22 protein-coding genes are annotated in these 26580 nt (G+C 46.2%); 11 read left to right on the top strand and 11 right to left on the bottom strand.

Features of this window, described 5'->3' with window-relative positions:
- Nucleotides 1-3 precede the first annotated feature (3 nt).
- From N39L_RS08745 to N39L_RS08735, 3 genes are read right to left on the bottom strand one after another with little or no spacing between them, the layout of a single operon-like run.
- Entirely contained in the window at nucleotides 4-2307 is a 2304-nt protein-coding gene (locus N39L_RS08745) for a CHASE2 domain-containing protein (RefSeq protein ID WP_014274963.1), read from the bottom strand.
- Nucleotides 2307-3239: a DUF1822 family protein gene (locus N39L_RS08740; protein WP_014274962.1), complete on the bottom strand. Its 933-nt coding sequence runs from the start codon at nucleotides 3237-3239 to the stop codon at nucleotides 2307-2309. The genes N39L_RS08745 and N39L_RS08740 overlap by 1 nt, the downstream gene beginning before the upstream one ends.
- 25 nt (nucleotides 3240-3264) lie before the next feature.
- Nucleotides 3265-3906, bottom strand: coding sequence for a hypothetical protein (locus tag N39L_RS08735; protein ID WP_014274961.1), 642 nt, complete (start codon nucleotides 3904-3906; stop codon nucleotides 3265-3267).
- Nucleotides 3907-3915: 9 nt separating this feature from the next.
- On the opposite strand from N39L_RS08735, the gene N39L_RS08730 reads away from it, so the two are divergent.
- Both N39L_RS08730 and N39L_RS08725 read left to right on the top strand, forming a co-directional pair.
- Nucleotides 3916-6393 (top strand): CHAT domain-containing protein, encoded by a 2478-nt coding sequence (locus N39L_RS08730; RefSeq protein WP_043468165.1) that lies wholly within the window; start codon nucleotides 3916-3918, stop codon nucleotides 6391-6393.
- 226 nt (nucleotides 6394-6619) lie between these two features.
- The gene (locus N39L_RS08725; RefSeq protein ID WP_006617228.1) at nucleotides 6620-7258 is read left to right on the top strand and encodes a DUF3386 domain-containing protein; all 639 of its coding nucleotides are present in this window, start codon (nucleotides 6620-6622) and stop codon (nucleotides 7256-7258) included.
- A gap of 1 nt (nucleotide 7259) precedes the next feature.
- Here N39L_RS08725 and N39L_RS08720 read toward each other — a convergent pair whose 3' ends face one another.
- The gene (locus tag N39L_RS08720; protein WP_014274959.1) at nucleotides 7260-7694 is read right to left on the bottom strand and encodes a hypothetical protein; all 435 of its coding nucleotides are present in this window, start codon (nucleotides 7692-7694) and stop codon (nucleotides 7260-7262) included.
- Nucleotides 7695-7962: 268 nt separating this feature from the next.
- On the opposite strand from N39L_RS08720, the gene N39L_RS08715 reads away from it, so the two are divergent.
- From N39L_RS08715 to N39L_RS08700, 4 genes are all read left to right on the top strand, one after another.
- The gene (locus tag N39L_RS08715) at nucleotides 7963-9156 is read left to right on the top strand and encodes a hypothetical protein (protein ID WP_014274958.1); all 1194 of its coding nucleotides are present in this window, start codon (nucleotides 7963-7965) and stop codon (nucleotides 9154-9156) included.
- A 14-nt stretch (nucleotides 9157-9170) separates the two neighbouring features.
- On the top strand, nucleotides 9171-9959 hold the full coding sequence (locus tag N39L_RS08710) for a hypothetical protein (protein WP_014274957.1): 789 nt from the start codon (nucleotides 9171-9173) through the stop codon (nucleotides 9957-9959).
- Nucleotides 9960-9978: 19 nt separating this feature from the next.
- Nucleotides 9979-10581, top strand: a complete 603-nt coding sequence (locus N39L_RS08705; protein WP_231852136.1) for a pentapeptide repeat-containing protein — start codon at nucleotides 9979-9981, stop codon at nucleotides 10579-10581.
- Between the two features lie 222 nt (nucleotides 10582-10803).
- Nucleotides 10804-12183 carry a hypothetical protein gene (locus tag N39L_RS08700; protein ID WP_006617020.1) on the top strand — a complete coding sequence of 460 codons (1380 nt, stop codon included), beginning with the start codon at nucleotides 10804-10806 and terminating at the stop codon, nucleotides 12181-12183.
- Between the two features lies 1 nt (nucleotide 12184).
- On the opposite strand, the gene N39L_RS08695 is transcribed toward N39L_RS08700, so the two are convergent.
- A complete protein-coding gene (locus N39L_RS08695) occupies nucleotides 12185-14479 on the bottom strand; it encodes a RelA/SpoT family protein (protein WP_006617021.1) in 2295 nt (764 codons plus the stop codon).
- A gap of 199 nt (nucleotides 14480-14678) precedes the next feature.
- Between N39L_RS08695 and N39L_RS08690 the strand changes: the two genes are divergently transcribed.
- From N39L_RS08690 to N39L_RS08680, 3 genes are all read left to right on the top strand, one after another.
- Nucleotides 14679-14843, top strand: a complete 165-nt coding sequence (locus N39L_RS08690) for a hypothetical protein (protein WP_157888682.1) — start codon at nucleotides 14679-14681, stop codon at nucleotides 14841-14843.
- 134 nt (nucleotides 14844-14977) lie between these two features.
- A complete protein-coding gene (gene patD, locus N39L_RS08685; RefSeq protein ID WP_014274956.1) occupies nucleotides 14978-15334 on the top strand; it encodes a heterocyst frequency control protein PatD in 357 nt (118 codons plus the stop codon).
- A 108-nt stretch (nucleotides 15335-15442) separates the two neighbouring features.
- Nucleotides 15443-17002 (top strand): energy transducer TonB, encoded by a 1560-nt coding sequence (locus tag N39L_RS08680; protein ID WP_014274955.1) that lies wholly within the window; start codon nucleotides 15443-15445, stop codon nucleotides 17000-17002.
- Nucleotides 17003-17063: 61 nt separating this feature from the next.
- Here N39L_RS08680 and N39L_RS08675 read toward each other — a convergent pair whose 3' ends face one another.
- The 5 genes from N39L_RS08675 to N39L_RS08655 all read right to left on the bottom strand — a co-directional run bounded on the left by N39L_RS08675 (nucleotide 17064) and on the right by N39L_RS08655 (nucleotide 22257).
- On the bottom strand, nucleotides 17064-17552 hold the full coding sequence (locus N39L_RS08675; protein WP_006617545.1) for a rhodanese-like domain-containing protein: 489 nt from the start codon (nucleotides 17550-17552) through the stop codon (nucleotides 17064-17066).
- A gap of 136 nt (nucleotides 17553-17688) precedes the next feature.
- Nucleotides 17689-19044 (bottom strand): MFS transporter, encoded by a 1356-nt coding sequence (locus N39L_RS08670; RefSeq protein WP_014274954.1) that lies wholly within the window; start codon nucleotides 19042-19044, stop codon nucleotides 17689-17691.
- A gap of 371 nt (nucleotides 19045-19415) precedes the next feature.
- Complete coding sequence (locus N39L_RS08665; RefSeq protein WP_014274952.1) at nucleotides 19416-20363, bottom strand: N-acetylglucosamine kinase; 948 nt, start codon at nucleotides 20361-20363, stop codon at nucleotides 19416-19418.
- Between the two features lie 74 nt (nucleotides 20364-20437).
- Nucleotides 20438-21322 (bottom strand): S1 RNA-binding domain-containing protein, encoded by an 885-nt coding sequence (locus N39L_RS08660; protein ID WP_006617548.1) that lies wholly within the window; start codon nucleotides 21320-21322, stop codon nucleotides 20438-20440.
- A gap of 188 nt (nucleotides 21323-21510) precedes the next feature.
- Entirely contained in the window at nucleotides 21511-22257 is a 747-nt protein-coding gene (locus N39L_RS08655) for a dienelactone hydrolase family protein (protein ID WP_014274951.1), read from the bottom strand.
- 183 nt (nucleotides 22258-22440) lie between these two features.
- Between N39L_RS08655 and N39L_RS08650 the strand changes: the two genes are divergently transcribed.
- The gene (locus tag N39L_RS08650; RefSeq protein ID WP_006617550.1) at nucleotides 22441-23424 is read left to right on the top strand and encodes a GntR family transcriptional regulator; all 984 of its coding nucleotides are present in this window, start codon (nucleotides 22441-22443) and stop codon (nucleotides 23422-23424) included.
- A gap of 46 nt (nucleotides 23425-23470) precedes the next feature.
- Nucleotides 23471-24970, top strand: coding sequence for a hypothetical protein (locus N39L_RS08645; protein WP_014274950.1), 1500 nt, complete (start codon nucleotides 23471-23473; stop codon nucleotides 24968-24970).
- A gap of 94 nt (nucleotides 24971-25064) precedes the next feature.
- Here N39L_RS08645 and N39L_RS08640 read toward each other — a convergent pair whose 3' ends face one another.
- The gene (locus N39L_RS08640; protein WP_014274949.1) at nucleotides 25065-26561 is read right to left on the bottom strand and encodes a sensor histidine kinase; all 1497 of its coding nucleotides are present in this window, start codon (nucleotides 26559-26561) and stop codon (nucleotides 25065-25067) included.
- Nucleotides 26562-26580 lie beyond the last annotated feature (19 nt).

Genomic DNA, 26580 nt, shown 5'->3' with positions numbered 1-26580 from the left:
TACTTATCGCAATGGGGGGAGAAATTTACGCAAAAAAGGAGCGATCGCCAATGTCAATGCTGGGGGGAGTAGGGGAACCCAAGTGCCTTGAAGCAGTAGCAGATAGCAGAGGATATATAGAATGGCGATCGCTATGACGATGGCTGTAATCATCACGATGTCACTGTTGCCGATGTACAATGCGATCGCACTTCCGGCCATTGACCACACTACCACCCAAATCACTTCTTGCCACCAAACCCATACCCCAATCAGGGCACGACCATCAAGGGCCGCACTGAGAATATGGCTGACCATCTGTGCTTGCACCATCACTCCTGGCACTTGATCAGAGGGAGATTGTCCGGCGCGGTGGGGAGTGCTAAAAAATTTAGCGTTGACTCTACTGGTAAAACCAATCAGCACAATTCTGTTTTTGACTAGGTTAGGGTCAAAATCTCCCTGCAAAACTTGGGTTAGGGTCAGAGTTCTGGCTATGGGAAAAGAACGATAATTTAACATCACATACCATCCCCCTGTCGGTAGATTTTTGTATGCTCCGCTATGGGTATTTCCCAGGGGATTAAAAATCGCTTCGCCTAATTGTAAGGGGTTGTTTTGATTGCCTTGATTATCGGGAAAAATATTCTCAGCCGCTAGGTATTTTCGGGCTAATTGAAAGCTCAAGGAAAAACCCGTGTTACAGTCGGAGTTAGCTCTCATAAAAAATAGGTGTCGTCGCAAAATTCCATCAGGATCGACGAGGACATCATCAAATCCTAAGCGATTATTGGGGATGACATCAGGCGATCGCACAGCGGGTTCATTAGCCCGGGGGAAACTACAGATAGCAAACAAATTATCTTGCTGCTGCATTTGTGTTCGCAATTCTGCATCCCCAGGAGGGACGGGAAAATCTCGATAAATGGTTAACCCGATCGCCCTGGGTTGATGGGGTTCTAATTGCTGCAATACTTGACTAATCGTGCCATCAGAGATAGAATATTCTTGTCGTGATTGTACATCATTTCCCGTCACTTCAACGACTACAATTCGGGGGTCGGGTGGTTCGGGAGGACGCGATCGCATTAAGTGATCATAGAGTTTCAATTCCCCCCCTTGTAAAATTCCCAATTGGCGGATAATTAGAATCATTAAAGCTATCCCCCAACTGCTTAACCAAAAAGTGCGATCGCGCCCTTGGGAAAAAGCAGGTTTTATTGGGGGCTGTTGCTGTCGCCAAACTATCGGTAATTCGGCGGGATTTTGACAGATAATTGGCAACCAACTAGCACAGGGAAATTTATCTTCTAAACCCTGTAAACGTTCCCGGGCTTGTCGCACTGCCAAGTAAAAGGAATAACCCCTAGAAAAAGCCTGAATAAATCCGACTAAAAAGGCATGGGCTACCCGATCAGACACGGGTTCTCGCATCACAATAATTTGGGGAATATGTAAATCAGCCAATTCCGCAGCTAAGGATAACCCCTGGCAAGAATTAAAAATCGCTAGTTGTAAGCCACGGCTGATAGCCGTTTTTAAGGCTAATTTTAGATGAGAAATGCCGATTTTATCAGTGGCATTAATCGACAATAAACCCCCGTTACCATTTTCTTCACTCTCACTATGACCGGCAAAAAATAAAATATCCCAACCGCGATCATCCCATAAATGTTGGTCAACTTCCTGACGGGAAGGTTGAACCAAAAAAACAGTTTCCGCATCGGCAATTTCTGACAAAACTTGGCGATCCTCCGCCAGATCGAGGCCGTTATCATTGCCTAAAATAGCTAAAATTCTAATCTGTTTTCTTCGGTTTAACTTCTGCACTCGCTGATATTCTGGGGCGCTTAAAGCAATTTCGGCTTGGGGATAATCAGACAAAAAATCCCAAAAATGCCAAGGTAAACGCCGCACTAATTCATCATCAGTTTCCAGAATTAATTGGATTTCGTCATTCTGGTTGAGATGCGATCGCAATTGGCGATCAATATTTCTAAATTTCTCAGCACCCAGCCACTCATTAATAACCTGAAGATACTGCTGGCAAATATCCGAAAATTCTACCTGAGAAACATTGGTGATATCTTCCCGATCTATTTTGATGCGGGGATGCCATCCCGGACGGCGATAAAGTGCTTGATAAATCAAATTCCAACGACGATAAATCCCATCTAATTCCTGGGCGGGAGGTAACGCGCCAGTAAATTTTAGCGGACGGGGATTTTCCGGTTCCCAAAGTAGGGCGGTGACATGGGGAAAACCGGATAGCAAATTCCCATATCCTAGATTAATGACAACAATAGTTGGTTTTTTGGGACTGGTCATTAAATAGCAAAGTTCTCTATAATCATGGCATTTTCTAGGGCAACTTGAATAGAAAAGCGTTCCCCCGTTTCTCCGGTAAATCGGGGCAGTTGGATATAATTATCATGACGGCGCGATCGCACTTCTTGTAAAGTATCTGCCTGGTCTGATAGTAATGCTAACCGCAAATTCGGCGGTAAATAAATTTCTCCATTAGGGGGATAAAGTCGCACTCTGACTGCCATAGTATCAAATTCTGGTGTTAGCGCCACCAACAATACTACCATTTGACTGCCCAACTGCATTTGCAAATCAATCAATTTTCCCCTTTCTATCTCAGCTTGTCTATCTGGTGGAGAAGTGCGAAAATTATAGGCGAGATTTGGAGTGCTAAATATTGAGCCCAAATCCTGCCACGTTTCCCCAAAGATTCCTTGGCACCACTGACTAAGGTTGACCAAATTCTGCCGACGCAACCCAGATAAAGTGGTCAACAGTGTTTCTACGGGTTGCAACTGACTCAGGGGGATGTCTGGGCGATCGATGCTATGAATAAATCCCAGAATATTGGCGGCTTTTAAAGAATCTTCAATTTGCACGACTACATAGCCAATGCGATCGCCCCAAACTTCCGGGGGAATTCGGCAAATTTGCTGATTTTCGCGGATCGGACGACATTCGAGAATCCCCAATCCGGTCACCTGTAGATCTGCCACATCACTAGCCAAGCGGGCGATCGGATTCCAACTATCACCAGCATTGAGTTGGGTAGCAATTCCCATCCACTCCAAATAATTACGCACCACACAAACCGCCAGAGTGTTAAAATAAACCTGTTCAGCTTTTTGGCGATTGGGTTGTTCCCTCGCAAATTGTTGGGCGAGGCGGCGCGAATTTGTGCCGATCAACATGGGTAAGGCAGAATTTTCGGTTTGTTGGGTATGATTAGCCATAATTGTTATTGGTTGAATGACCTCTTTATAGATATCCGGCTGATTCGCCAAATTTACGCAATTGTGGCAGACATTTCCGCTGATAAAAGCTGCTGAGGGTAGAAACTGGTAAACCCAACTCTGCGGAAAGATCCTCCCAGGTAGTTTCGGGGGGTAAACGACGTAAAATCAACAGTTGACAGGTAACATCTTTTCGACCCCGGAGTTGGAGACGCTGCAATTCTCCCTCTGGGTCAGTTTCCGCCCACTTGCGGGTAGCTTGCAGGATCGGCGGGATATCTGGGAGGGCTTCAAAGGTATCCAAAAAGGTGAGGGTGTCATCATCATATAGCGGTTGTGAAGCCGAAACCATTTGTTGTTTCTGGTTTTGGTGTTTAATAGCCCTATCTTTGAGGCGCATTTTTAGGTAAACATTTAGCCAGGTGGTGATGCTACTGCGATCGCTATCATATTTATCTTTCCCGGTGGTGGCTTCACAGAGATTTAGGCAAAAATATAGCCAAGTTTGTTGCCAGACTTCCTCATAATAGGGGGTATTTTCTCGCCATAGCTTGCCTGATTTGACAATCATTCGATACAGTTGAGTTAACCCTTGCTGGCGTTTTAGGCTTCCGGGAGGGTGGCGACAAGTCTCGGTAATGAGCGATTGTAATTGGCCATTAATCATTTAAGTAAAATGCCTCTAAAAAACATTTCATCCTGTCTGTTTCTGATTGCGTTTATGACTCTGGGTAAAATTGAGTTTATCAAATTTCTTTGGTTTCCGGTAACAGGGTTGCCAGTTTTGGCACAAGAAAGGGGAGAAGATCTGGTCATTGAGGCGATTCAATTGCATGAAATCGGAGATAAACAGGTCGCTGGCGGTGAGTTGAAAGAAGCGTTGATAACCTTCGATCGCGCTTTGCATAAGGTGCGGGTGGAAGGCGATCGCCAACTAGAAGCGTTGATTTTAAATGATATCGGTGTTGTCTATCGCAATTTGGGCAATTATCCCCAGGCTGGGCATTTTTTAAACGAGGCTTTAACTATTCGCCAAAATCTTAACGACCGACAGGGAATTAGCCAAACTCTGATTAATTTGGGGGCGCTTTCTTCCTCCCAAGCTAACTATCCCCAAGCCATCAATTTTTATGAGCAAGCCTTGGCAGTTTTGCCAGCAGAAGAATCCTATGGATCGGCTGTTATTTTTAATAATATGGGGCAAATTTATCGAGCTTTAGGACAACCTCAAAAAGCCCTGATTTATTTTCAACAAGCCGGGGCGCTATTTGCACAAGAAGATGATGATTTTGCGGTGGGAATTACTCTCGCTAATATGGGGGCGGTTTATCATGCTATGGGGGACTATTCCCAAGCGTTAGAATTCTATGGGAAAGGGTTAGCGATCGCCTCGGAAATCGGAGATGCTGTCGGGGTTGGTCAAACCCTGTTAAATATGGGGGCGGCTTATGAGAAATTAGCCAACTATTCCCAATCGTTGCAATTGTACAACCAAGGATTAGAAATTATGAGGGCGATCGGTGAAGAAGATGCCCAGAGTCAAGCCTTGAATAATATCGGTTCAGTTCATCGATTAATGGGGGACTATTCCCAAGCCATAGAATTCTACGATCGCGCCTTAGAAATTCGGCGAAATTTACGGAATACAGCCGGAATTGCTGTCACCCTAAACAATAAAGGTGTCGCTTTATTTGAAGCTGGAAAAATCGCGGAAGCTACCCAAACCTTATACGCGGCAATTGACGCATTAGAATCTCTGCGACCCGGCTTGAGCGATGCCAATAAAGTCTCGATTTTTGATAAATATCGGTCTAGTTATAGTATACTACAAAAAGCATTAATTAGCGAAAATAAACCGGAAATCGCCTTAGAAATTGCCGAGAGAGGTCGCGCCCGTGCTTTCCTGGAATTAATCGCCCAACAACTATCTCCTGAAGCGGTGCAAGAATATGACCGGCAAAATAATCCGCCTATGAGGATTTCCGACATTCAAAAAGTGGCAGGACAGCAAAATGCTACCCTAGTTCAATATTCGATTATTAGTGATAATTTCGGCAACAATTCCGCTTTATTTATTTGGGTGGTGCAGCCGACGGGAAACATCACTTTTCGGGAAGTAAATTTAAGCCAATTAGAAACGTTTAGGGAGACTTTAGTGCCTTTTTTGGCGGAGGGTACGGACTCGGAAGCGGAAGGTTTATTAACGGCTTTGGTGCGGGGAACTCGCCAGGGAATCACGGAAACTCTGCCCAGCATTTCTACCCGCAATCTCAGAAATAGTCACTTGCAAAAATTGCACGATTTACTGATAAAACCGATTGCCGATTTACTGCCGCAAAATCCAGAAGATAAGGTGATATTTATCCCCCACCAGGAGTTATTGTTTGTGCCGTTTCCGGCGTTAATCGATGAAAGCGATCGCTATTTAATTTTCAACCATACTATTCTAACCGCCCCAGCCATTCAGGTGTTACAATTGACTCGCCAACTGGCAGAAAACCGGAGAATTAACAGGACAAATAACCCCGCCAATGCTCTAGTGGTGGGAAATCCAGTGATGCCGAAATTGTCTATAGAACCGGGAGAAGAACCCAAGAGATTAGCTAATTTACCCGGTGCAGAAGCCGAAGCGATCGCCATCGCCTCTATGTTGAATACAGAAGCGTTAATTGGTAGTGCAGCGACGAAATCAGAGGTTTTGGAACGCATTAATTCGGCGGCGATCGTGCATTTGGCAACCCACGGGTTACTGGATGATTTTAGCGAGTCTGGGGGTGTTTTAGGGGCGATCGCACTAACTCCAAGTTATGGCGATCGGGGGTTTCTCACTTCTGAGGAAATCATGGGATTGAATTTAACAGCTTCCTTAGTGGTTTTAAGTGCTTGTAACACAGGTGGCGGCAGAATTACAGGTGATGGTATCATCGGATTATCTCGTGCCTTTATTGGTGCCGGGGCTGAAAGTGTGATTGTCTCTCTATGGCAAGCAGAGGATGCACCCACCGCCAAATTAATGCAGGAATTTTATCGACTTCTACCCCAAAAAGGCGATCGGGCTGTGGCTTTACGACAAGCCATGTTGACCACTATGGAAGAATATCCTCAACCCAAACATTGGGCAGCTTTTACCCTCATGGGCGAATCTCTCAAATAGAAATACAACCCCGTTTCTGACTCCTGGTTTGTGACCCCCCTGCCGGAAACTGTAGCGGGGGAGGTAGTTTTGGCGTGAATGAATGACCGTTACCAGACAGGGGTTGAGAAGAAAACCGGGAATGGGAGGGAAACCCTATCGCCAGGGCGCAATGCCCCACCAAGGCGATCTGCTTGTAATGGTTTATACTAATTGATAATTGTTCATCTTCACACTCGGAGTATTTATGACGGCTACACAAGTTTCTGCTCGCGAACTTTTCCGCGCTGCTTATGAAAATCGTTACACCTGGGATGCGGATTTCCCAGGCTACACTGCTGATGTCACCTACGAACATGATGGCCAGGTGATTCATGGTCGGGCGAAGGTCGGGTCGGATATGAAGGCAGAAGTGCTAGATGTTGCTGACGAGGCGGCGCAAAAGGCTATCCATGGGCAACTGTGGGAAACGGCGATCCACCGGGTACGTCGAGATTTTGAGGCGGTGCATGGAGAAAATACGTTTAGCTATGGCGAAACGGACGAAACGGGGGCGGTAGAAATCATTATCGGCGGCAAGGGGGAAGGCGATCGCTACCAACTCCGCAATAATGAGGTTTGCATGGTGCATCGTCACATTCACGGGGTGGTAGTGACGATCTACACCCACAGCAGCCACCAAACGCCGGAGGGTTATCTTTCCCACCGTTATGATTCTGTTTATCATGACCCCAAAACGGGGGCACAGAAGGGGGAAAAAAGCGATTTTGAAGATTCCTATACCCCAGTAGGCAAGTATCAAATCCTCAGTGAGCGGATTATCCACAACCCAGAAAGCGATCGGAGCGATCGCTTTACCTTCTCTAACATTCAACTGTTAAGCTAGGTTAGTTTGGTAATCTCATTTTGAACAAAGCCACCGCGTAGGGGCGGGTTCCGCCGTCAATTTTGCATCGCCACCAGGATATTAATAAACCCGCCCCACCGGACAATTGATAATTGTAGGGGCGGGTTCTGCTGTCAATTTTGCATCGCCACCGGGATATTAATAAACCCGCCCCACCGCCGTCAATTTTGCATCGCCACCAGGATATTAATAAACCCGCCCCACCGGACAATTGATAATTGTAGGGGCGGGTTCTGCTGTCAATTTTGCATCGCCACCGGGATATTAATAAACCCGCCCCACCGGACAATTGATAATTGTAGGGGCGGGTTCTGCTGTCAATTTTGCATCGCCACCGGGATATTAATAAACCCGCCCCAGCGCCGTCAATTTTGCATCGCCACCAGGATATTAATAAACCCGCCCCACCGGACAATTGATAATTGTAGGGGCGGGTTCTGCTGTCAATTTTGCATCGCCACCGGGATATTAATAAACCCGCCCCAACCGATAATTAAATCATGAAGGTGCGGCTGCACATAGGGTTCAAGTCGATTGGCGAAATGTTCTGAAATGGCTGTTGATGAAACTGAATTGACTATCACTGTATAAATTCAGTGTCATTGGACTGATAAGTATTTGGAGTCCCCCTTGCTGAATCACGGGGGGGCTATTTCGCCCATCTTAGCAAAAAAACACCCACCATGAGTCAACCTTTTGAATCCTTTGCTATTCCCGAACCTCAACAAGAGGCAAAAAAGGCAGCCGAAACTTTACGGGAACTGCACCCAGAACTGTTAGAACCTCGCCCCCAAGCTAATAATTCCCAACAGACTCCAAAGAAGATCGGCTTATTTCTCCTAGGTTTCATTTGGGCAAATCCCAAACAATTCTATGGCAAAAAATGGGTCACTAATGAACTGGTCGAACACTCCCAACTCACGGCGGGGGTAATTAGCACTGCTAGTCTGGTTAATGCCATAACCAATCAACCAATTTTGTTTTTTGCTTTAAAGGAATTTGGCGTTTTGGCTTTCATTTTTAGCCCAATGCTGAACCTGTTACTGGTGCGTTTCACTAACGAAAATGGTACTGCTGTGGCGGGACGAAAACGGGGCAACCAGGACTGGGCAAAAGCCGGGGCGGCGGCAATGATCGCTATGTCAATCTTGCAATCTCTGGCGGCGGCAATAGGTAGCGAAGCCCTCAATAATCGCCCGGAACTTAGCAGTTTAAAAGCCCTGGAAATCATCGAGACACAAACTCAGAATTTGGCGGATATTCCGGCTACAACTCCCGCCTATGAAAGCGCGCGCGAAGAGTACCAAAAGTTACGGCAAGAGTTTCAAAGCACGTCCCGCAATCATCCTAATTGGGATACTTTATATGTCAAATTATACGGCTCCTGGGCCGATCGCGATCGCAATTGGCGGACGGTTCCCACGGAAAATCTGCCCGTAGAACAGCGGATGTTGCGGCTACAACAAGAGGCGATCGCCATCAAACAACAAGCACAGCAGGACTGGGCAAATAAATTAGCCAAGCGTCATCACATCGGCGATGATGTCCTATTTGTGGCTCAACAAATGCCCCAATTATTTGACCGACATTTTGATGATAATTATCAGCTAATCTCTGGCACTGAAATCATCCGGTTAGCCATGTTAAACCTCACCTATAAAGTCATGCGCTTTGATATTGCGGGGTTGGGAATTTCCCTCGGTTGGATGGTTTTGTCCGTGGTCAGTAGCACCGCCGCCTGTTGGATGACTCTCGCCCACGCCCGCCGCGAGGATGTGATTATGTCGCGGGATGATGCAGTGGGAGAAGCCATAGAAGCCTATCTCGAATATCTTATTAGTGGTGCAGATTTGCCGGATAATTCCCCCCAAAAATAACCAGCCAAATTAGGGTGCTTTTCTACTATCTCAATTTACCAGGATATTTTCACAGACTATCCCACCGCCATTGGCTCAAATCCTTAGCAACCATGAAAGTGATTCCCATGCAACAACCTAATCGTAATCTGAACAATTCTCATCTTACTCCCATTGAGAATAAACCCGACATTTTCCCCGCTGAAATTAGCGATCGCATTCTGCTGATCAGGTTCTTGGAAAACTACCGCAAAACTGGGCGCTGTGAATCTCTCCCCCAATTGCAAGAAATCGCCAGGTTAGCTTATCAACGACAACTGACATCCCCCAAACAAGCCCGCGCATTATTGTCCGACCTAGACCATATAGAATCATCTCTACCAGGCTTATTTAACAGTTTAAGCGCCTTGATATCAGATTTTGGTGAAAACATTAAAAATGGCAATCAACCCGACTCAAAGCAGCGTTTTGAGTTGCTGGATAGCTTGACTGAAACTATCGAATTTCTGGAGCGTTTAACTGCGATCGCCAGGAATCATCCCGATGCTCCAGAACCGGGATTTGAGGAAGGTTTTGCCTCTTGTTATTTGACCTTAATTAAGCAAGTTAATGATGTGCGTTACGGTTTGTCTTACTTACAGGAATATCTGCGCCCGCAAGCTCTGCAAAATCAACTCAGTCGCTATCCTAATCCTGATTTGAAGCTAATCACTTTAATCACTGGAATTGAAGACCTTTATATCACTGTGATGCTCTTAATTCCCCGACTGCGAGAAAACGTCACCCGTCAAGTTCCCCAATTCTGGGGTTCAGTAGAGTATTGATACCATGGAGGATAAACCAATGTTTAACTGGCTGAATGAATTATTTAATAGTGGCAAAAAATCCCAATCTGCCGATATTGATATCTCCGAAATTGACGACATTGAACCCGTAAAAAATCCCATCAGTAGCAGCGAGTTTATTAATCGCTTACAGGGGGGAGAACGCCGATTCAATAATCTAATTGTGGAAGGCGTGGATTTGCGAGGGTTAGATTTAAGTCACTTAGTCCTGGCTAATTGTGAGTTACAAGACAGTGATTTGAGTTATGCTTGCTTGTTTAACGCTAACTTTAGCCGTAGTAAATGCGATCGCACTAATTTCACCGCCGCCTATTTAGAAGGGGCGAACTTCTATAAAACTAGCTTAGTAGGTGCGAATTTCAGTCACTGTCAAGCTATTCATATTAACCTCAGCCGTGCAAACTTAAACTATGCTAATTTAACTTGGGCGAATTTAACAGCCGCCAATCTCTCAGCCGCCCAATTAGAAGGGGCGAATTTATCAGGGGCTAACCTAGAAAATACCAACTTAGATTATAATCCTACCCGGGTAAATATCGGTTTACAAATGCTGCGTTTACCCACAGGATTACAAATAATTAAAAAATCCCCAGCCAGTTAATCACCTAGGGGCTGTGGTTAGTTGATGCAGCCACAGCCTTTTCCTGGTTTTAGATAGGGCTACAGATGCTTAAAAAATCCGGGGGATAGATAATCGAAAGTAATCAAGCCTATCTCTAATCCGTCCGGTTCCCCTGCTGACCCCTAACCGCCCATTTATCGATATTGCCAAATCATTAACCGATTTGCTATGATTAATTATGATAAGCACCTCTTAAATTAAATGCCCATTGAAACTATCCCTAACAGCGATTTTATCTATTATCTAATTGCCTTTGATAAAGACGGAAACGAACGCACTGACGACCCGGACGGTCTCATGAGTGAACGAGTTTTACAAGTCATTCAGCAACAACCCGTTACCGATGTATTTTTGTTTAGCCACGGTTGGTTAAGTGATATTCCCGCCTCCCGGAGACAGTATACAAGATGGATAGAAGCAGTTATTCAGCAGAAAGATGATCAAGCACGTTTTCAGCAAGTACAACCGGGATTTTATCCCCTAGCCATTGGTTTACACTGGCCTAGTATGCCTTGGGGAGATTATGAATTAGGAGAATCCCCCCTATCGATGAATTTGAATAATTCCCCCCAAGAGAACCTGGAAAATCAGCGATTATCTGTAGTTGATGAAATGGTCGATCGCTATGCGGAAAATATTGCCGACACCCCCGCCGCCAGATGCGCCCTAGAAGTGATTTTTAATGCCGCCACTGAAAATATAGCCCCAGAAACCCTGCCTATAGACGTTCTCAATGCTTATCGAATATTAGACCGCGAAGCTGGTTTACAAGCCATAGGCATTGCCGCCGCCCCCAGTGCCGATCGCGATCCCTTTGATCCAGAAATTACCTTTGCCGCCGCCAGAACCGAAGCCCTCAGTTTTAGCGGATTTAGTTGGGGGGGACTTCTAGCGCCGTTGCGAACCCTCTCCTTTTGGAAAATGAAAGACCGCGCCCGGGAGTTTGGGGAAAATGCCGCTTTTCACCTGTTAGCCCAACTACAACAAGCGGGAGGCGATCGCCTGCGTTTCCATCTCATGGGTCATAGTTTTGGCTGTATCGTCGTTTCTGGGGCTTTGGCGGGGTCGGGAACCGACTTGAGAAATCACCACCCCATTAACTCCCTGTTGCTGGTACAGGGGGCGTTATCTCACTGGTCCTATTCTCCTGATATTCCCCTGAGTCCAGGAGTGCCGGGTTATTTTCATGGTATCATCACCAACAGCCTGGTCAAAGGTCCGATCGCTATTACTCACTCGAAATGGGACACCGCCCTAGGTAAATGGTATCCGCTAGGGGCTTCCGCTGCGAGTTTAATCAGGCGATCGATTAGTTTCTACTCAACCGACAACCTGCCTAAATATGGAGCTTTAGGAGCATTTGGGGCTAGTGGTGATCACGAATTCCGAGCAGTTAATTGCGATATGTTACCCATAGATGCCCATTATCCCTTAGTTCCCGGAGCCATTTATAATATCAACGCCGATGAATTTATCCGCGAGGGTAGCGGTTCCCAGGGCGCTCATAGCGATATTGCTCGCCCAGAAGTCGCCCATTTAATGTGGGAAGCCGCCCTCACCTCTGTAGATTGGCGAATTTAGCCTAGCTTTGATCGCCTCGGTTCATGCGACGCAAGTTGAGAACATCACTGATGTTTTTAATTTGTAGACAGGTTTGCTCAAATTGATTGCGATCGCATATTTCGATACCCAACTCTATCAAAGCCGGAGCGTCGCGAAAGGTCTTAACCTGAGCGCTACGAACGTTGATATTGTTGTCTTTCAGTCGAGATAAAATGTCATTGAGTACCCCCACCCGGTCTAATACCTCAATCTGAATTTTCACCAGATAAGTTTTCCGTCGTCCTTGGTCAATGGGGGTAGGATTCCAACTAACTGGAACTAGGCGATCGCCACTAACCTTGCTAACATTATGGCAGCCTTGGCGGTGAATGGAAATCCCACGAGTCCGGGTCACAGTCCCAATAATTGGCTCTCCAGGAATCGGATTACAGCATCCCGCGATATGGTACATTAACCCCTCAACCCCCGCGATCGGAGATTTGCTAGTAGATGTAGAAGTAGGTACAGACCCATGTAATGTATTTCTAGGGGCTAAATTCTGCATTTGTAGGTTATTAGCCGCCTGTTCCATCGAAACTTCTGGAACCGGACTATTAGCTTTCACCACATCCCGGAGTCGATGCACCACCTGTTTAAGGGTAATTTCTCCATAACCCAAAGCAGCTAATAAATCATCAACACTGTGATAATTGCAGCGATGAACTACTGTCTGCATTGGCGCGGATTTCAGTAAAGATTCTAAACCATTGCGACCCATTTCTTTCTCTAAAAGTTCCCGACCTCTGGCGATATTTTCATCACGATGCGATCGCTTATACCATTGACGGATCCGATTTTTAGCCGTGCTAGTTCTGACAAAATTCAACCAGTCTAAACTAGGATGGCTATTTTTATTGGTTAAAATCTCCACAATATCCCCATTTTTTAACACCGTATCTAGGGGAACCATCCGTTCATTCACCTTCGCACCTTTGCAATGATTACCCACTTCACTATGCACCCGATAGGCAAAATCTACCGTAGTGGCACCATTGCTTAAAGCCATCACATCACCATCAGGGGTGAATACATAAACATCCTCATCAAAAAGGTTGTTTTTAACAGTATCTAAATATTCCTGAGCATCTTTGAGATCGCTTTGCCATTCTAGTAGTTGCCGCAACCAGGTAAACTTCTCATCGGTTTCTGTTAATTTGCCAAATTCTGAACCGCCAGTTTCCTTATATTTCCAATGGGCAGCAATTCCATATTCCGCTATATGGTGCATTTCTACCGTGCGAATTTGCACTTCTACCGGGCGACCAGTGTTCCCAATAACTCCCGTGTGTAGAGACTGATAACGGTTAGCTTTTGGCAGTCCGATATAATCTTTAAAACGTCCGGGAATGGGGCGGAAAGAATCATGAACGATCGCTAAAGCCCGATAACATTCCTCATTAGTTTCTACGATTAAGCGCAGGGCAGCAATATCATAAATTTCATGAAACTGCTTGTGGCGTTCTTGCATCTTTTTGTAGATGCCATAAAGGTGCTTGGGACGACCTGTTACTTCATAACATCGGATCCCAGATTTTTCCATGCGATCGCGTAAAATATCCGCTAAGGCTGCTAGTTTTTCTTCCCGAATAGCCCTGCGGTCAGCTACCCGGATTTGAATTTCTCGGTAGGCTTCCGGTTCTATATATTTAAAAGCTAAATCTTCCAATTCCCACTTCAAACGACCGATACCCAAACGGTTAGCCAACGGGGCAAAAATTTCGCGCGTTTCTAAAGCAATACTTCGCTGTTTCGATTCTGACATAAATTCCAGAGTTCGCATATTATGGAGGCGATCGGCTAGTTTAACCACAATCACTCGAATATCTTGAGCCATAGCCAGAAACATCCGCCGGAAGTTCTCAGCTTGGCGTTCTGTGGTATTAGAAAAGTTAAACTTAGATAGTTTGGTCACACCTTCCACTAAATGGCGGACTTCCGGTCCGAAGTTGCTTTCTAATTCTTCCGGAGTGACATCAGTATCTTCGATGATGTCATGTAGAAACCCCGCCGCCACCATAGCGGTATCACTACCTAAAAATCGCAGTAGACCTGCTACAGCAATGGGATGGTTAATATAGGGTTCCCCCGATTTGCGGTATTGTCCCTTATGCAGTTGATAAGCAAATAGGAAAGCCCGCGAGATCAGATCATTGTCTGGAGAAAATGACGGGGTATCTGATGACTCCAGGCTTTGGGAGTTGTCCAGACAATGTTGTAGCCAGTCAGGCACTAAGCATTCGTAGGTGTTTGAGGATGATAGAGTTTTGATGTTCATGGTATTTAGGCCTATTCAATTACAGATACTTGATGACTCTGTAGTTTTCGATACAAAATATGTGGGACGACGGACCCAGAGTAAAATAGGGCTTTCTCCTGACTAACAGCAGTCAGTGTGAAAAAAATAATTGATCATTGAACCGCTGGAGTCTCCACAACCCCGGCGGCGATGCTACTATTAGGTTAGCGATTCACACTTGCACACAGGGGCTGTTACCTGGGTGATTGCCGTGCGATCGCACCTTTGTACGGGATATTTTCAGGCTTTGGGAAATATCCTAACTTATCCCCCAGATATTCCCCACATATCCCTGTATTCTCCTATAGGGCGATCGCCCATATCTCAGAACCATAACAATTAACCCAATTGGATGCTAATTGCATAGGGATCACCATTAACCCAGATTTAACCCAGATTAACCTGGGGTGAGCCCAGTCGCGCTTAGGTACAATTTTTGTCTATGATGGTTAAATAATAGACAAACTTCTTAACATTATGTTAACAAAGGAGTTCCATAAAGCGATCACAGAATTCAGGCAATCTTTGGAAAGACTCCAAAAAACCATGGTTTCTGACCAATCCGATGTAAATCAGATGACTGAAGCCTTTGGCGAGGTTCAGAGGGTGTTTGAGAGTCGGATTATGCAGCTAGGCGATAGTGACAGCCTGGCGCAACTTCAGTCCTACATCACAGAAACCCATAAGCAGATGCGATTGTTGGGGTTAGACCTAAGATTTCTGAAAGCCTCGCGTCATAGTGCTACCACCAGGGAGCGACTTGCTTCTATGCGCGATCGCATTTCTATTGTAATTGGATATTCCACAGTTGTGTTAGACAAAACCACAGATTAAAGATTAATTAAGACCCCACGATTAAAACTAATCGTGCTAAAACAGTAAAAGCGATCGAGTACAGCAACAGCTCCCGATATTGATTTGGATTTAACAACAGGTTTGACCATGACTGCTACCACTTCCGCCATTTCTTACATTCCCTCACTCGTCCGTCAACCCACCACGGTTGCTGTGCTTGCATCCCTTGGTCTACACGCCTTATTTGCTCTCAACCTGGAAAATATCCGTCTCTATCCAAATACTGTGCAATTACCCCCCAGTGTAGAACTGGTGGAACTATCTCCTAGTCAAATTGACCAGGTTTTTCCAGCACCGCCGCCCCAATTTTCCTTTACCCCCTTTGCCGAACCTCCATCTTTACCCATGTGGGGTAGTGCCCCTACCCCATCCCCATTTCCTCCCTCAGCCCAACAACTTCCCGTTTTTCCCTCCACATTGTCACAACCGAGGGATAATCCTTTTGGTGCCGCCCCCAGTGGACCCCCCCAGATATTCAACAATCCCAGCAATAGTACATTTTTACCCCCCGTTCAAACTTCCCCCCCGCCACCTACTCAATTTAGTCCGCCACCACCCATTGAGTTTTATCAAACTCCACCCGGTCAACCCAGTTTTCCCGGAAACCAAAACCGTGAGCAATTGTCGCGACTACAAAATAATCCTCGATTTAGTCATCTGTCACCGGAGGAACAACGATTACTCGAAGAGCAGTTTTCCATGTGGCCAGCCCCTCCACCTAGACCTCGGTTTCCTGAACATGACCTTAGCTATAATCAACCTCCGCGAATACCTAGGGAATCTCAGGACTCTGGGGAACCTACCCAAGAGTTTACCCCGGAAACCCAAGTACAACAACCTGATGGGCGGGGTTCAATATTAGCTAGACTAGAGGCAGACAACCAGCGTCGTGCCGAGGCTGTTGGTTCTCCGTCTTCTGATGATGCCGTTGCACCATCTACCCCTACCGGACAGGTTTCTGATAGTCAGTATGCCATGTTAGAAGGTGGGGGAGCCTATGCAGAATGGGTGCTGTCGATGCTGCCGGATTATCCTGACTTGGACACCACCCGACCTCGCAGTATCTCGGCACTATATCCAGCAGAAGCCTGTGACCAAAATCTCAGCGGTCAAGCCTTGGTTGGGGTGATGATTGGTTCTGGTGGTGGCGTAATTGCTGGACCCCGGTTATTGAGAGGAACGGGTTATCCGATTTTGGATAATGCGGCGATCGCAGCTATTGCCGATATTCCCTTTGAGGGTCAGGGTCGCCCCATGGCTTATCAGTATGATTTTAATTTCGATAGCGAGAATTGCCAGTCGGTGGCTCCGATTCAGGCTCCAGCTCCGGCCCCAGCCCCAGCCCCAGCCCCAGCTCCGGCCCCAGCTCCAGCTCCGGCCCCAGCTCCGGCCCCAGCCCCAGCTCCGGAAAGCGTCCGCGAACCGGAACCACAACCCCAACGACAACAGGAATTTAACCCAGAATTAGCCCCGGAAAGTGTCCGCGAACCGGAACCACAACCCCAACCGGAACTACAACCGGAACCACAACCGCAACCGGAACCACAACCGCAACCGCAACCAGAGGTACATTCTGGCTCAATACTTCAACAACTACAGGATTCTATCGAAAATCCAGAGCAATTTTCGGAGGAATTTATTGATTAGTCATGACTTCTTATAGTTCCATAAGAGGCAGTTTTCCGATGAAAAAATAGAGGATTGAGGACTATTTTTCTAAGGGTTCTCCTGCCTCTTTCCAGGCATTGATACTGGGGGCAAATCCTTTGATATTGTTGTAGCCTAATAGTTGTAAGGAAGCTACGGCAATGCCTGTCCGGTAGCCACTTGAGCAGTAAATAACCACCTGGCGGTCATGGGGAATGTCGTCTAGGCGTTCGGTGAGAGTCCGTAGGGGAATATTAATGGCTCCTTGGATGTGACCTTGCCTGTATTCGGAGGGTTCCCGCACATCAATAAATAAGGCGCGATCGCTTTGGGAAAGTTTTTTGACCTGGGCGACTTTATTTATGTTATAATAGTCGCGGGGCAACTTGTGAATAAACTGATCAACACCCTGGGAAACTTCCTCGCTGGGGGTAATAATTACGGGTGTTTTGGCAGCCTCAGCCGGGGGAATTATCCCCCAATTCCACACCGGAAAAAGTAATCCCCAGCAGCAGATACTAATTACTAAAAGCGCTTTTTTGAGTTTCATAATTGAGAACCAGGTAAATGGTCTATGGTTGTAGGGTAGCAACAACACTACCCCCAACCCTATTAAACCATATCGGCATCTTTAAAGTAGATTCCCAGCCTCATAGAGATTCACCAGCGAGAGAAACAGCCATCAATTAAGTAGAGGTAATATCAGCTTGGGTGACAGGTTGCTTAGGACTTTCAAGCATAGTTGATGCTGGTTGTACCCGCTGAGTTAAAGCCGCCGCCATTAGGAAAAATACACCACCAATAATCACAGCAGATAGGCGGTCATTATTCAGGAGATTTCGCATCACCCAACCAAATCCGAGAGAGACGGTGATTTGTGGTAAGACGATAAAGAAATTGAAAATCCCCATATATATACCTGTGCGGTCTGGTGGTAGACATCCCACCAACATAGCATAAGGCATAGATAGAATACTAGACCAAGCAATACCTATACCAATCATTGGTAGGAATAGGAGGTATTGATTATCAATTGTCACCAGAGAAAATAATCCCACCGCCCCACATATTAAGCAGAAAGAATGGGCAATTTGGCGATTAGTTGATTTGGCTATTTGGGGTAAGATAAACGAGAACCCAAAACAGACGGCATTATAAGCGGCGATACAAAGTCCCGCCCATTCTATCCCCTCAGAATATAATAACGAATCCTGATCAACTGCACCAAAAATATTCCGGGCGACTGCTGGGGGAAAATACAGGAAAATACAATACATTCCCATCCAGGTAAACCACTGTACCCAGGACAATTGTACCATGGTTTCTGGCATATCTCGGAAAGCATCCCAAATGTCTTTTATGCCTTGGAGAATACCGCCTTTATTTTGATTGTTAAAATTCTCGATATCTTGGGGTGGATATTCTTCGGTGGTTAAGACAGTCCAGAGGACGGTGCCCAAAAAAACTGCCGCGCCGATATAAAAAGAAAATTTGACGGTTAAGGGAATGGCTTGTCCGTCTATTCCGACTGATGAGACATCAAAAACATGGTTTAAAAACCAGGGGAATACGGAAGCCACTACGGCCCCTAAACCAATGAATAAACTCTGCATAGCAAAGCCTCGCGTTCGCTGGTTTTCGGGTAGTAAATCCCCAACAAAAGCCCTAAAGGGTTCCATGCTGATATTAACGGAGGTGTCTAGTATCCATAAGAGACCAGCAGCCATCCACAGACTGGAGGAAGTGGGCATGAAAATTAAGGCGATCGCACTGAGAATAGCACCGACTAAAAAGTAAGGTCTTCTGCGTCCTAAAAAGTTCCAAGTGTTGTCACTCATGTGACCGATAATTGGCTGAACCAATAGCCCGGTTAGGGGTGCAGCGAGCCATAAAATGGGGATTTGGTGAGCTTGAGCGCCTAGGTGTTCAAAAATGGCGCTCATATTTGCCATTTGCAACCCCCAGCCAAACTGAATGCCGAAAAATCCGACACTCATATTGATGAGTTGAAAGAATGTTAAATGTGGTTTTTGGGATGTCATTAATTTAATGGTTATTCAGCAGTTATAGGTCATCTGTTGAGAGGGGATGGGTTTAATTAGTTGGGAGGTGTTGAATGTGTAAGTATGATTAAATTGCTTCCGCCTCTACTGTGCAGATGTGCCGTTTTTGGCTATAGGCTTACTCCTATTATACCAAATGACGATCGCTATATATAGCGGTTCTCAGACTCATGAGGTAAAGCCCACTCAAAGAGAAGCCGCTGCGCGTCTACACCCCAAACCCCTGTCCCTTCTGGGAGAGGCTTGTCCTGAGCTTGTCGAAGGGCTTGTCCTGAGCTTGTCGAAGGGGGCTTTGAGAGGTGATCAGATGATTTCTGAACAGGCTGTATCTATCTAAGGTTCAGGTTAAGTTATTTGAATTCCATAGCCAATAATGCGGCTCCGAATGCGGGCTCATGACGGGGCCATACTATGTCAGCTTGGGGAGCGATCGCATTAATTCCAGTGATGAATTGAGACCGTAAATTTGACCAGCCACGCCAAATTCCACCTACTGTTACAATTTCGCAAAATTCACCGGGATTAAATAAATCGGCGATCGCCACTTGAGTAGCTAAAATGAATTCCTCAGCCACATCATTTATGATAGTTTCTGCTACGGGGTCTCCCTCGGCTGCCACGCGGTCAATAATAGTAGATAATGCTGCCATATCTCGCACCCCCAAACCACGCCTATAAACGGATTCTATGAGCCTTTCAGGAGACTTTAAACCGAGTTCCTTGAGTAATTCTTGAGTCAAGCGAGTTGGCGGTAAACGGCCATCAAACGATCGCATAACGGCGCGCAACCCTCGGACAGCGATATCATAACCGCCGCCTTCATCACCCAAAATATAACCCCAACCACCAACCCTTTTTATCTTCCCGTGGTGGTTACGTCCAAACACCTGAGAACCTGTCCCAGCCATAGCGACAATTCCCACATTATGACCTAACCCCCCCACCAGTGCGATGAGACTATCGCCGCCAATGAACAGATTTTCCGGTGCAATATTCCAGTCAATTTGTAGTTGTTCATCGGACTGAATTTGTTGCACCAATTCCCGGACAATTTCGACATCTTCGGGGCGACCTACCCCCGCCAAACCCAATCCTAAACTACCAATAGAAATACCGGGTTGGTGATAGCTAACGGCTTGAGAAATAGCGTTTTTAATAGCGATTTCAGCGGCTAAAAAACCGAGACTTTGATAATTAGAGGGTCCGGCTTCTCCCCTACCTAAGACCTGATAGCGATCGTCAATTAACAGACAAACAGTTTTAGTGCCACCCCCATCAATTCCCAGTCCATAAATCATCAATAAATTACCATCAATTTATCAGTTAATACCTAGTTCGGGCAACTACAAGCTGCCCGATTTTTCAGGGATATTTAAGCTGTAATCAACTTGCGAGCCCTCTCGGCGCGCGCTTCGGCAGAATCCATCACTTCGGGGAATTTCTCGACAATTTCACCTGGGTAATTTTCCAGAAGTCGAGTGGAGAGAGATACGCGCTGGCGACCCTCTTCTAGGCTAATAACTAAGGCTTTCACGGTTTGACCAAGGGTAAATATATCAGGGAGAGAACCGACATATTTTTGGCTAACTTCCTTAATATGAATCAACCCAGTTACGCCTTCTAGTTCGATAAACACGCCAAAAGGCTTAATACTTCCGACGGTTCCCTCTACGAGTTGACCAACTTGAAGCTGACTAAAGGAAACGGATTGAGAAGCCATACGTTGAGACAGTACCAGCTTTTGGCGATCGCGATTAAACTCGATAATTGTCACGGTGATAGTTTCGCCGACCAAAGCCTCTAAATTTTCTCGATCCAGGAGATGCGATCGAGGAATAAATCCCCGCAAACAATCGACATCGACAGTTACGCCGCCGCGATTAACTCCAGTAACTCGCACCTGTAAACTTTCGGAATTTTCGGAGGTTTCCGACAAATTATCCCAAGCCTTTTCAACTTGCAATTGTCGCAGAGACAGTAAAACTTGACCATCAGAATTTTGGTCACGGATAATCAAAAACTCTTGTTCTTCACCTAGGGGTAAAATCTCCGATAGATTATCCCCTGCTGTGAAGGAGATTTCGGACATGGGTAAAAATCCGGGTGATTTACCACCTTTGATTTCAATATATGCACCATTAGAATCATACTCAAATACCCGACCTGTCACGATTTGCCCTTTTTGTAAATCATAATCATGAGCTTCTAGGGCTTTGGCAAAATCATCAATTGAAAAAGACTGATTTCCTGTCGTCATAAAATAAACCAACCCAATACAAATTCACACTTTAACCGGTTCTCGCGCTTTCCCTTGATTTCCGAGTTTTGGCTGCTCTCTTTGGGAACAAAAGTCTAAGATATCCTAAGATGAGAAGCCATTTAGTAGACGGAATTGAAAGGGTTAAGCGATATGCGATCGCCAACCCCTCAAGCGTCCCCAAGTTCCTAAGAGCCTGTTAGTTCAAGAGCGAAAAGTTCCCTAACTTGTTTCCAGGCATCTTCAGCCGCATCTTTATTATAGCTATCTCGCTGCTCACAGAAAAAACCGTGGGTAGCTTGGTAACGAAAAATGCGATGGGGAATCTTACATTTTTGCAGTTCCGCCTCAATTTGGTCAACCTCAGAATTAGGGATTAAAGGATCTTCGGTACCAAAGAAGCCATACAGAGTTCCCTTAATTTCGGCAGTGCGAGTGACGGTAGCCGGTCCGCCGCCGGGAGTTCCGGTAACAATTCCCGCGCCATAGAAGGAAGCCGTCGCGCCAATATCAGGGAGGGTAGCAGCCAGATAAGTTACATGACCACCAAAACAGAAGCCAATGGCACCAAAAGGCGCATTTTTGACATTATCTCGCTGTTTGAGGAAATCAATAGTGGCTTGAATATCGCTGAGGAGTTCCGGGGCTGTAGTTTGTTCCTTGTATTTGCGCCCCAATTGCAGATCTGCGTCGGTGTAACCGACCTCAAAACCAGGAGCCAAGCGTTGGTAAATAGCAGGAGCGATCGCCACATATCCTAACCCAGCAATGCGATCGGTAACATCTCGAATATGGGAATTGACCCCAAAAATTTCTTGGATCACCACCACACCCGGATAAGGTCCCCCCTGGGTGGGTTCCGCCAGATAAGCCGCGATATTCAGATCGCCATTTTTAACGGTAACATGATTGGTACGAATCTCTAAATCTGCCATAATTCCATGATTCAGTTATTTTCGGTAACACAGGAAAGCCACTCCCAAAATCATTCATGGGCTGATGATGCTTTACTGGTTCAACTTTCCAACTATAGTATTTATCAAACCTGACAGTTCCCCTAACCGTCAAACCCCACCGCAGGCTCAAGTCTGCTCATACCGACCCTCTGGAGATTGGTTATGGTTCAGTTTTACATTCAACCCGACAGCGAAATTCCCGCTTCCAATCAACTTTTTAACCAAATTCGGTTTGCTATAGCTTCTCGCCAGTTTCCCCCAGGGCACCGCTTACCCAGCACCCGCCAACTGGCCATGCAGACAGGACTACACCGCAATACCATTAGTAAAGTTTATCGACAACTCGAAGATCATGGTTTAGTAGAAGCCCAAGCCGGGTCAGGAATTTATGTCAAAGCCTTGGGTCATGAAGGCCCCTCCCGGGCTAGTTCCCCCATTTTGCAGTATTACCCACAAGCTAACCAAATTATTCAACAGAGTTTAGATAACTTATTATCCCAAGGCTGTAGCCTCAATGAAGCCCGCGAACTATTTTTAGCCGAAATTGACTGGCGGTTACGTTGTAGCGCCCGCGTCTTGGTCACAGCCCCCACCCAAGATATTGGTATTGGTCAGCTAATGGCTCAGGAGTTAGAGGTCGCTCTCAAAATTCCCGTCCAACTCGTACCTATTGAAAAACTAGCAGAAACCATAGAACAGGTTCCGTCGGGAACTGTTGTCACCAGTCGCTATTTTATCGGAGAAGCGGAAGCTGTAGCGGGTCCGAGGTCTGTGCGGGTCATTCCCGTTGATATTTATGATTTTGCTAAGGAAATTGCTTTGGTTCAACAGTTACCCAAAGGGACTTATTTGGGAATTGTTAGCCTCAGCTCGGGGTTGTTACGAGCCACGGAGGTGATTATTCACAGTCTGCGGGGGGATGATGTATTGGTTATGACTGCTCAACTGCCAGATGACTATAAAATTAATGCTATTGTTCGCGGTGCTAAGGTGGTGATTTGCGATCAGGCTAGTGTTAAATCTGTTAAGGATGCCATACTCGCTAATCGTGAGGAGATTATCCGCCCCCCTCAGTTGGTCTGCTGTGAAAATTATATCGGTAGCAAGTCGATTAATTTGCTCAAGCGGGAACTAGGCTTAAATTAATGGCTCGGTAATCTAACAATTTTCCTATTATACGTTAGGAGTGAATATGAAGGCAACCCTTCAAGAAAAACCATCATTGACTCGAAATTATCTGACTACAAGGGATACATCTACAGCCCCTGATTTGCCCAATCCTTTTGAGCATGAGTCGGAGTATGATACTGCTATCGATGATGCTGAAAATCCTTTTGACCCGAAGGATCTCGAAGGTGTGGTTATCACTGTTGACTCGGACAGTGGCTCTGAGAAATCTCCGGGTTTACTCAGGAAAATTCTGCTGTCTCCTCAAATGGGGGTGGGTGTGGTGGTGGCTTTGGCTTGTCTGTATACTCTCACCCGTCCCTGTGTGATTGGAGAATGTCGGGAAATTCACCAGGCGAGGAGTTTGGCTCAACAATCCCAAAATACTATCGAAACTATACCGACGGCTAGAGCGCCGGGATTGGCTCGTCAGGAGTTGGTGGGAGCGATCGCATTACTGGAAACTATTCCCTGGTGGTCTCCTCATCATTTGGAGGCGCGGATGCTATTGAGGGATTATCAACACGAACAACAGAATTTAACTTCTGTGGTCACGGCTTTGACTATGGCTGGGGTGGCGGCGCAAATGAGTCAAAATCCCCCCCACCCTCTGGATGATTGGCAGAAAATGCAGCAGTTATGGGAAGATGCGATCGCTCAACTACAAAAAGTCCCCCCAGAGAGCATCATTTATCCCTTTGCCGAAACCCGCGTAACTCAATATCGTGCCAATTTAGCTACAGTGCGTGGGCGGCTCTCATTGGAGCGAGAAGCCCAGCAAACCCTCGAAAGAGCAAAAAACACCGCACAGGTCGCTAGGGCGCGTCAGGGGGTCGCTAGACACGCGGAGAGTTGGCAATCGGTCTATGATACCTGGCAAAGTGCGACTAATATTCTGGCATCGATTCCACCGGGCACTATGGCTCACCAGGAGGCTCAATTATTACTGGTTCGTTATCAGTCCAGCTTAGAAGATTCTCGCGATCGCAAAACTATTGAACAGGTGGGTTTAGAAGCCTATAACCGAGCTGTAAATAATGCCGACCAAGCCCGCATTTTTGAAGAAAGGGAAGCCTGGAATGAAGCCTCTCGCGCCTGGGGTCGGGCGGTTTCTTTTGCTAACAATGTTCCTCAGAGTAGTTCCTATTACCTGGAAATGCAGTCCCTAATACCAGGTTATAATCAAGCATGGCAACAGGTGCAGGCTCAGGTTCAAATTGAGTCACGATTGGAAAAAGCACGGGGGGATCTCAGTCGCACTTGTGCCGGAAATCCGAAAATTTGCAACTATGGCATTAGTCGTGATTTGATTACAGTCCGGTTAACTTCTGAGTATGTTCAGCAAATTAAAAACTCGGCAATTTCTGGAGATAGGGCGGGAAATCCACAGCCGCGATCGCAGGCGAGAAACCATGTTAATACGCTTATTGTAGCTTTGGAGTCTATTAGCGATAATGCTAGGATTCCCCTACAGGTTTATATGCCAGACGGTCAGAAAATCGGCACTCATTTTCCTTCAATGTAATATCCCCTATTCCCTGGTTGGGGCGGGTTCTGAGGACTTGTGATTGGCGTTGATGCCATAACCCGCCCTTACCCACTACCACACACCCAGATGATCAATTAGTTGGTGGGACGGGAAAGGTGACAGTAACTGTTGTTCCCTGATTAATTTGACTTTCCACGTCAATTTTACCTCGATGATTCTCAACGATCGCTGATACAATCGCCAAACCTAGCCCGGAACCGGCGATTCCCCTACCGCCTGGGGGTTGGGCGGTTTCTACATGGGGGCGGGCTGGATCTACTCGATAAAAGCGATCGAAAATGTGGGGAATAGCTTCTGGGGGGATACCAATACCATTATCTTTGACTATGACCTGCAAGCCTTCAAACTGTTCTTGCCAATGGTAGCATTCTCTGGAGTGAGTAGGACGTGGCGATCGCTTATTTTTGGGGAGATATTGCAGGGTTAAAGACACCTCTCCGCCCGTGGGAGTATAGCGGAGGCTATTACTAACTAAATTAATCAACAGCCGAACTAATTGATGGCGATCGCCTTCCACCGTAAACCAATCAGTTTCTGTTTCTGGGGGTAAGGTATCACCCGCCCACCACAGGGAAGGAGGATCAACTAAATTTAGTGATAAATTAATATCAGCGGCCTCGGCGTTAGCAGATTGTTCTTCTATCACCTCCATTAGCAAAGCATCGAGGGGAACAGAAGTAAACTGAGATTCGACAATTTTGCCATCAGTTCGGGCTAAAAATAGCAAATCATCCACCAAGCGACCTAAGCGCCTAGTCAAACGTTCAATTACTTGTAATTGCTGATGAATATCTGCATTAAGATCAGGTTCTGCTAAAGCCACCTGCACATTAGTTTGAATAGTGGCGATCGGGCTACGGAGTTCGTGGGAAGCATCAGCGGTAAACTGTTTAAGATGTTGATAGGATTCTCGCACAGGTTCGATCGCTAATTCCGATAAAAACCAACCAATAGCCGCCACGGAAATTAAAATCATCGCCCCCCCCATAGCCAAATCGGTTAATAATTGACGAATAGGCTTTGTCACCTCAAACCAGGGATGACTCACCCGCAAATATCCCAACACCTGGCGACCCCTTTCTACGCGGTCTGTCACCTGTCGCAATACCATTTTCTGGGAAGTGGGGTTAGGATCTGCGGACAGTTGAGTAATCAAAGACCAATGATGATCAGTTAACCGGACGGTTTCGCCATTGCGGTGGGTATGGAGGGGAATATCAAGGGGTTCAGAGAGGGTAGACCATAATAACTCTCCGGTGGGGCTGAACCATTCTAAATCAATATGATCGTCATCGGCGGCAGCATCAACATTATTGCGAAAACTCGCCTCGACATTAACCTGATAAAGCCCCACCCCCATAGCTGAAGATGGAGAAATGGGGCTGTTAACGGGTTCAATGACAAGCGATCGCTCAATTACTTCTACTACATGATTGAGGGTGTCATCAATGCGATCGATTAACGTATTGCGGACATACAGATAAAATCCACTAGCGAATAAGACCAACAACACCGCAGTTACAGCAGTATACCATGAAGCTAAACGTCTTCGAGTAGCTTGGAACATATTAGGGAGACCATAACCA

This window comes from Limnospira platensis NIES-39 (genome assembly GCF_026000695.1).
GTDB lineage: Bacteria > Cyanobacteriota > Cyanobacteriia > Cyanobacteriales > Microcoleaceae > Limnospira > Limnospira platensis.
The sequence above is the reverse complement of the archived record's forward strand: the minus strand, read 5'-3'. Positions and strand labels throughout refer to the sequence as shown.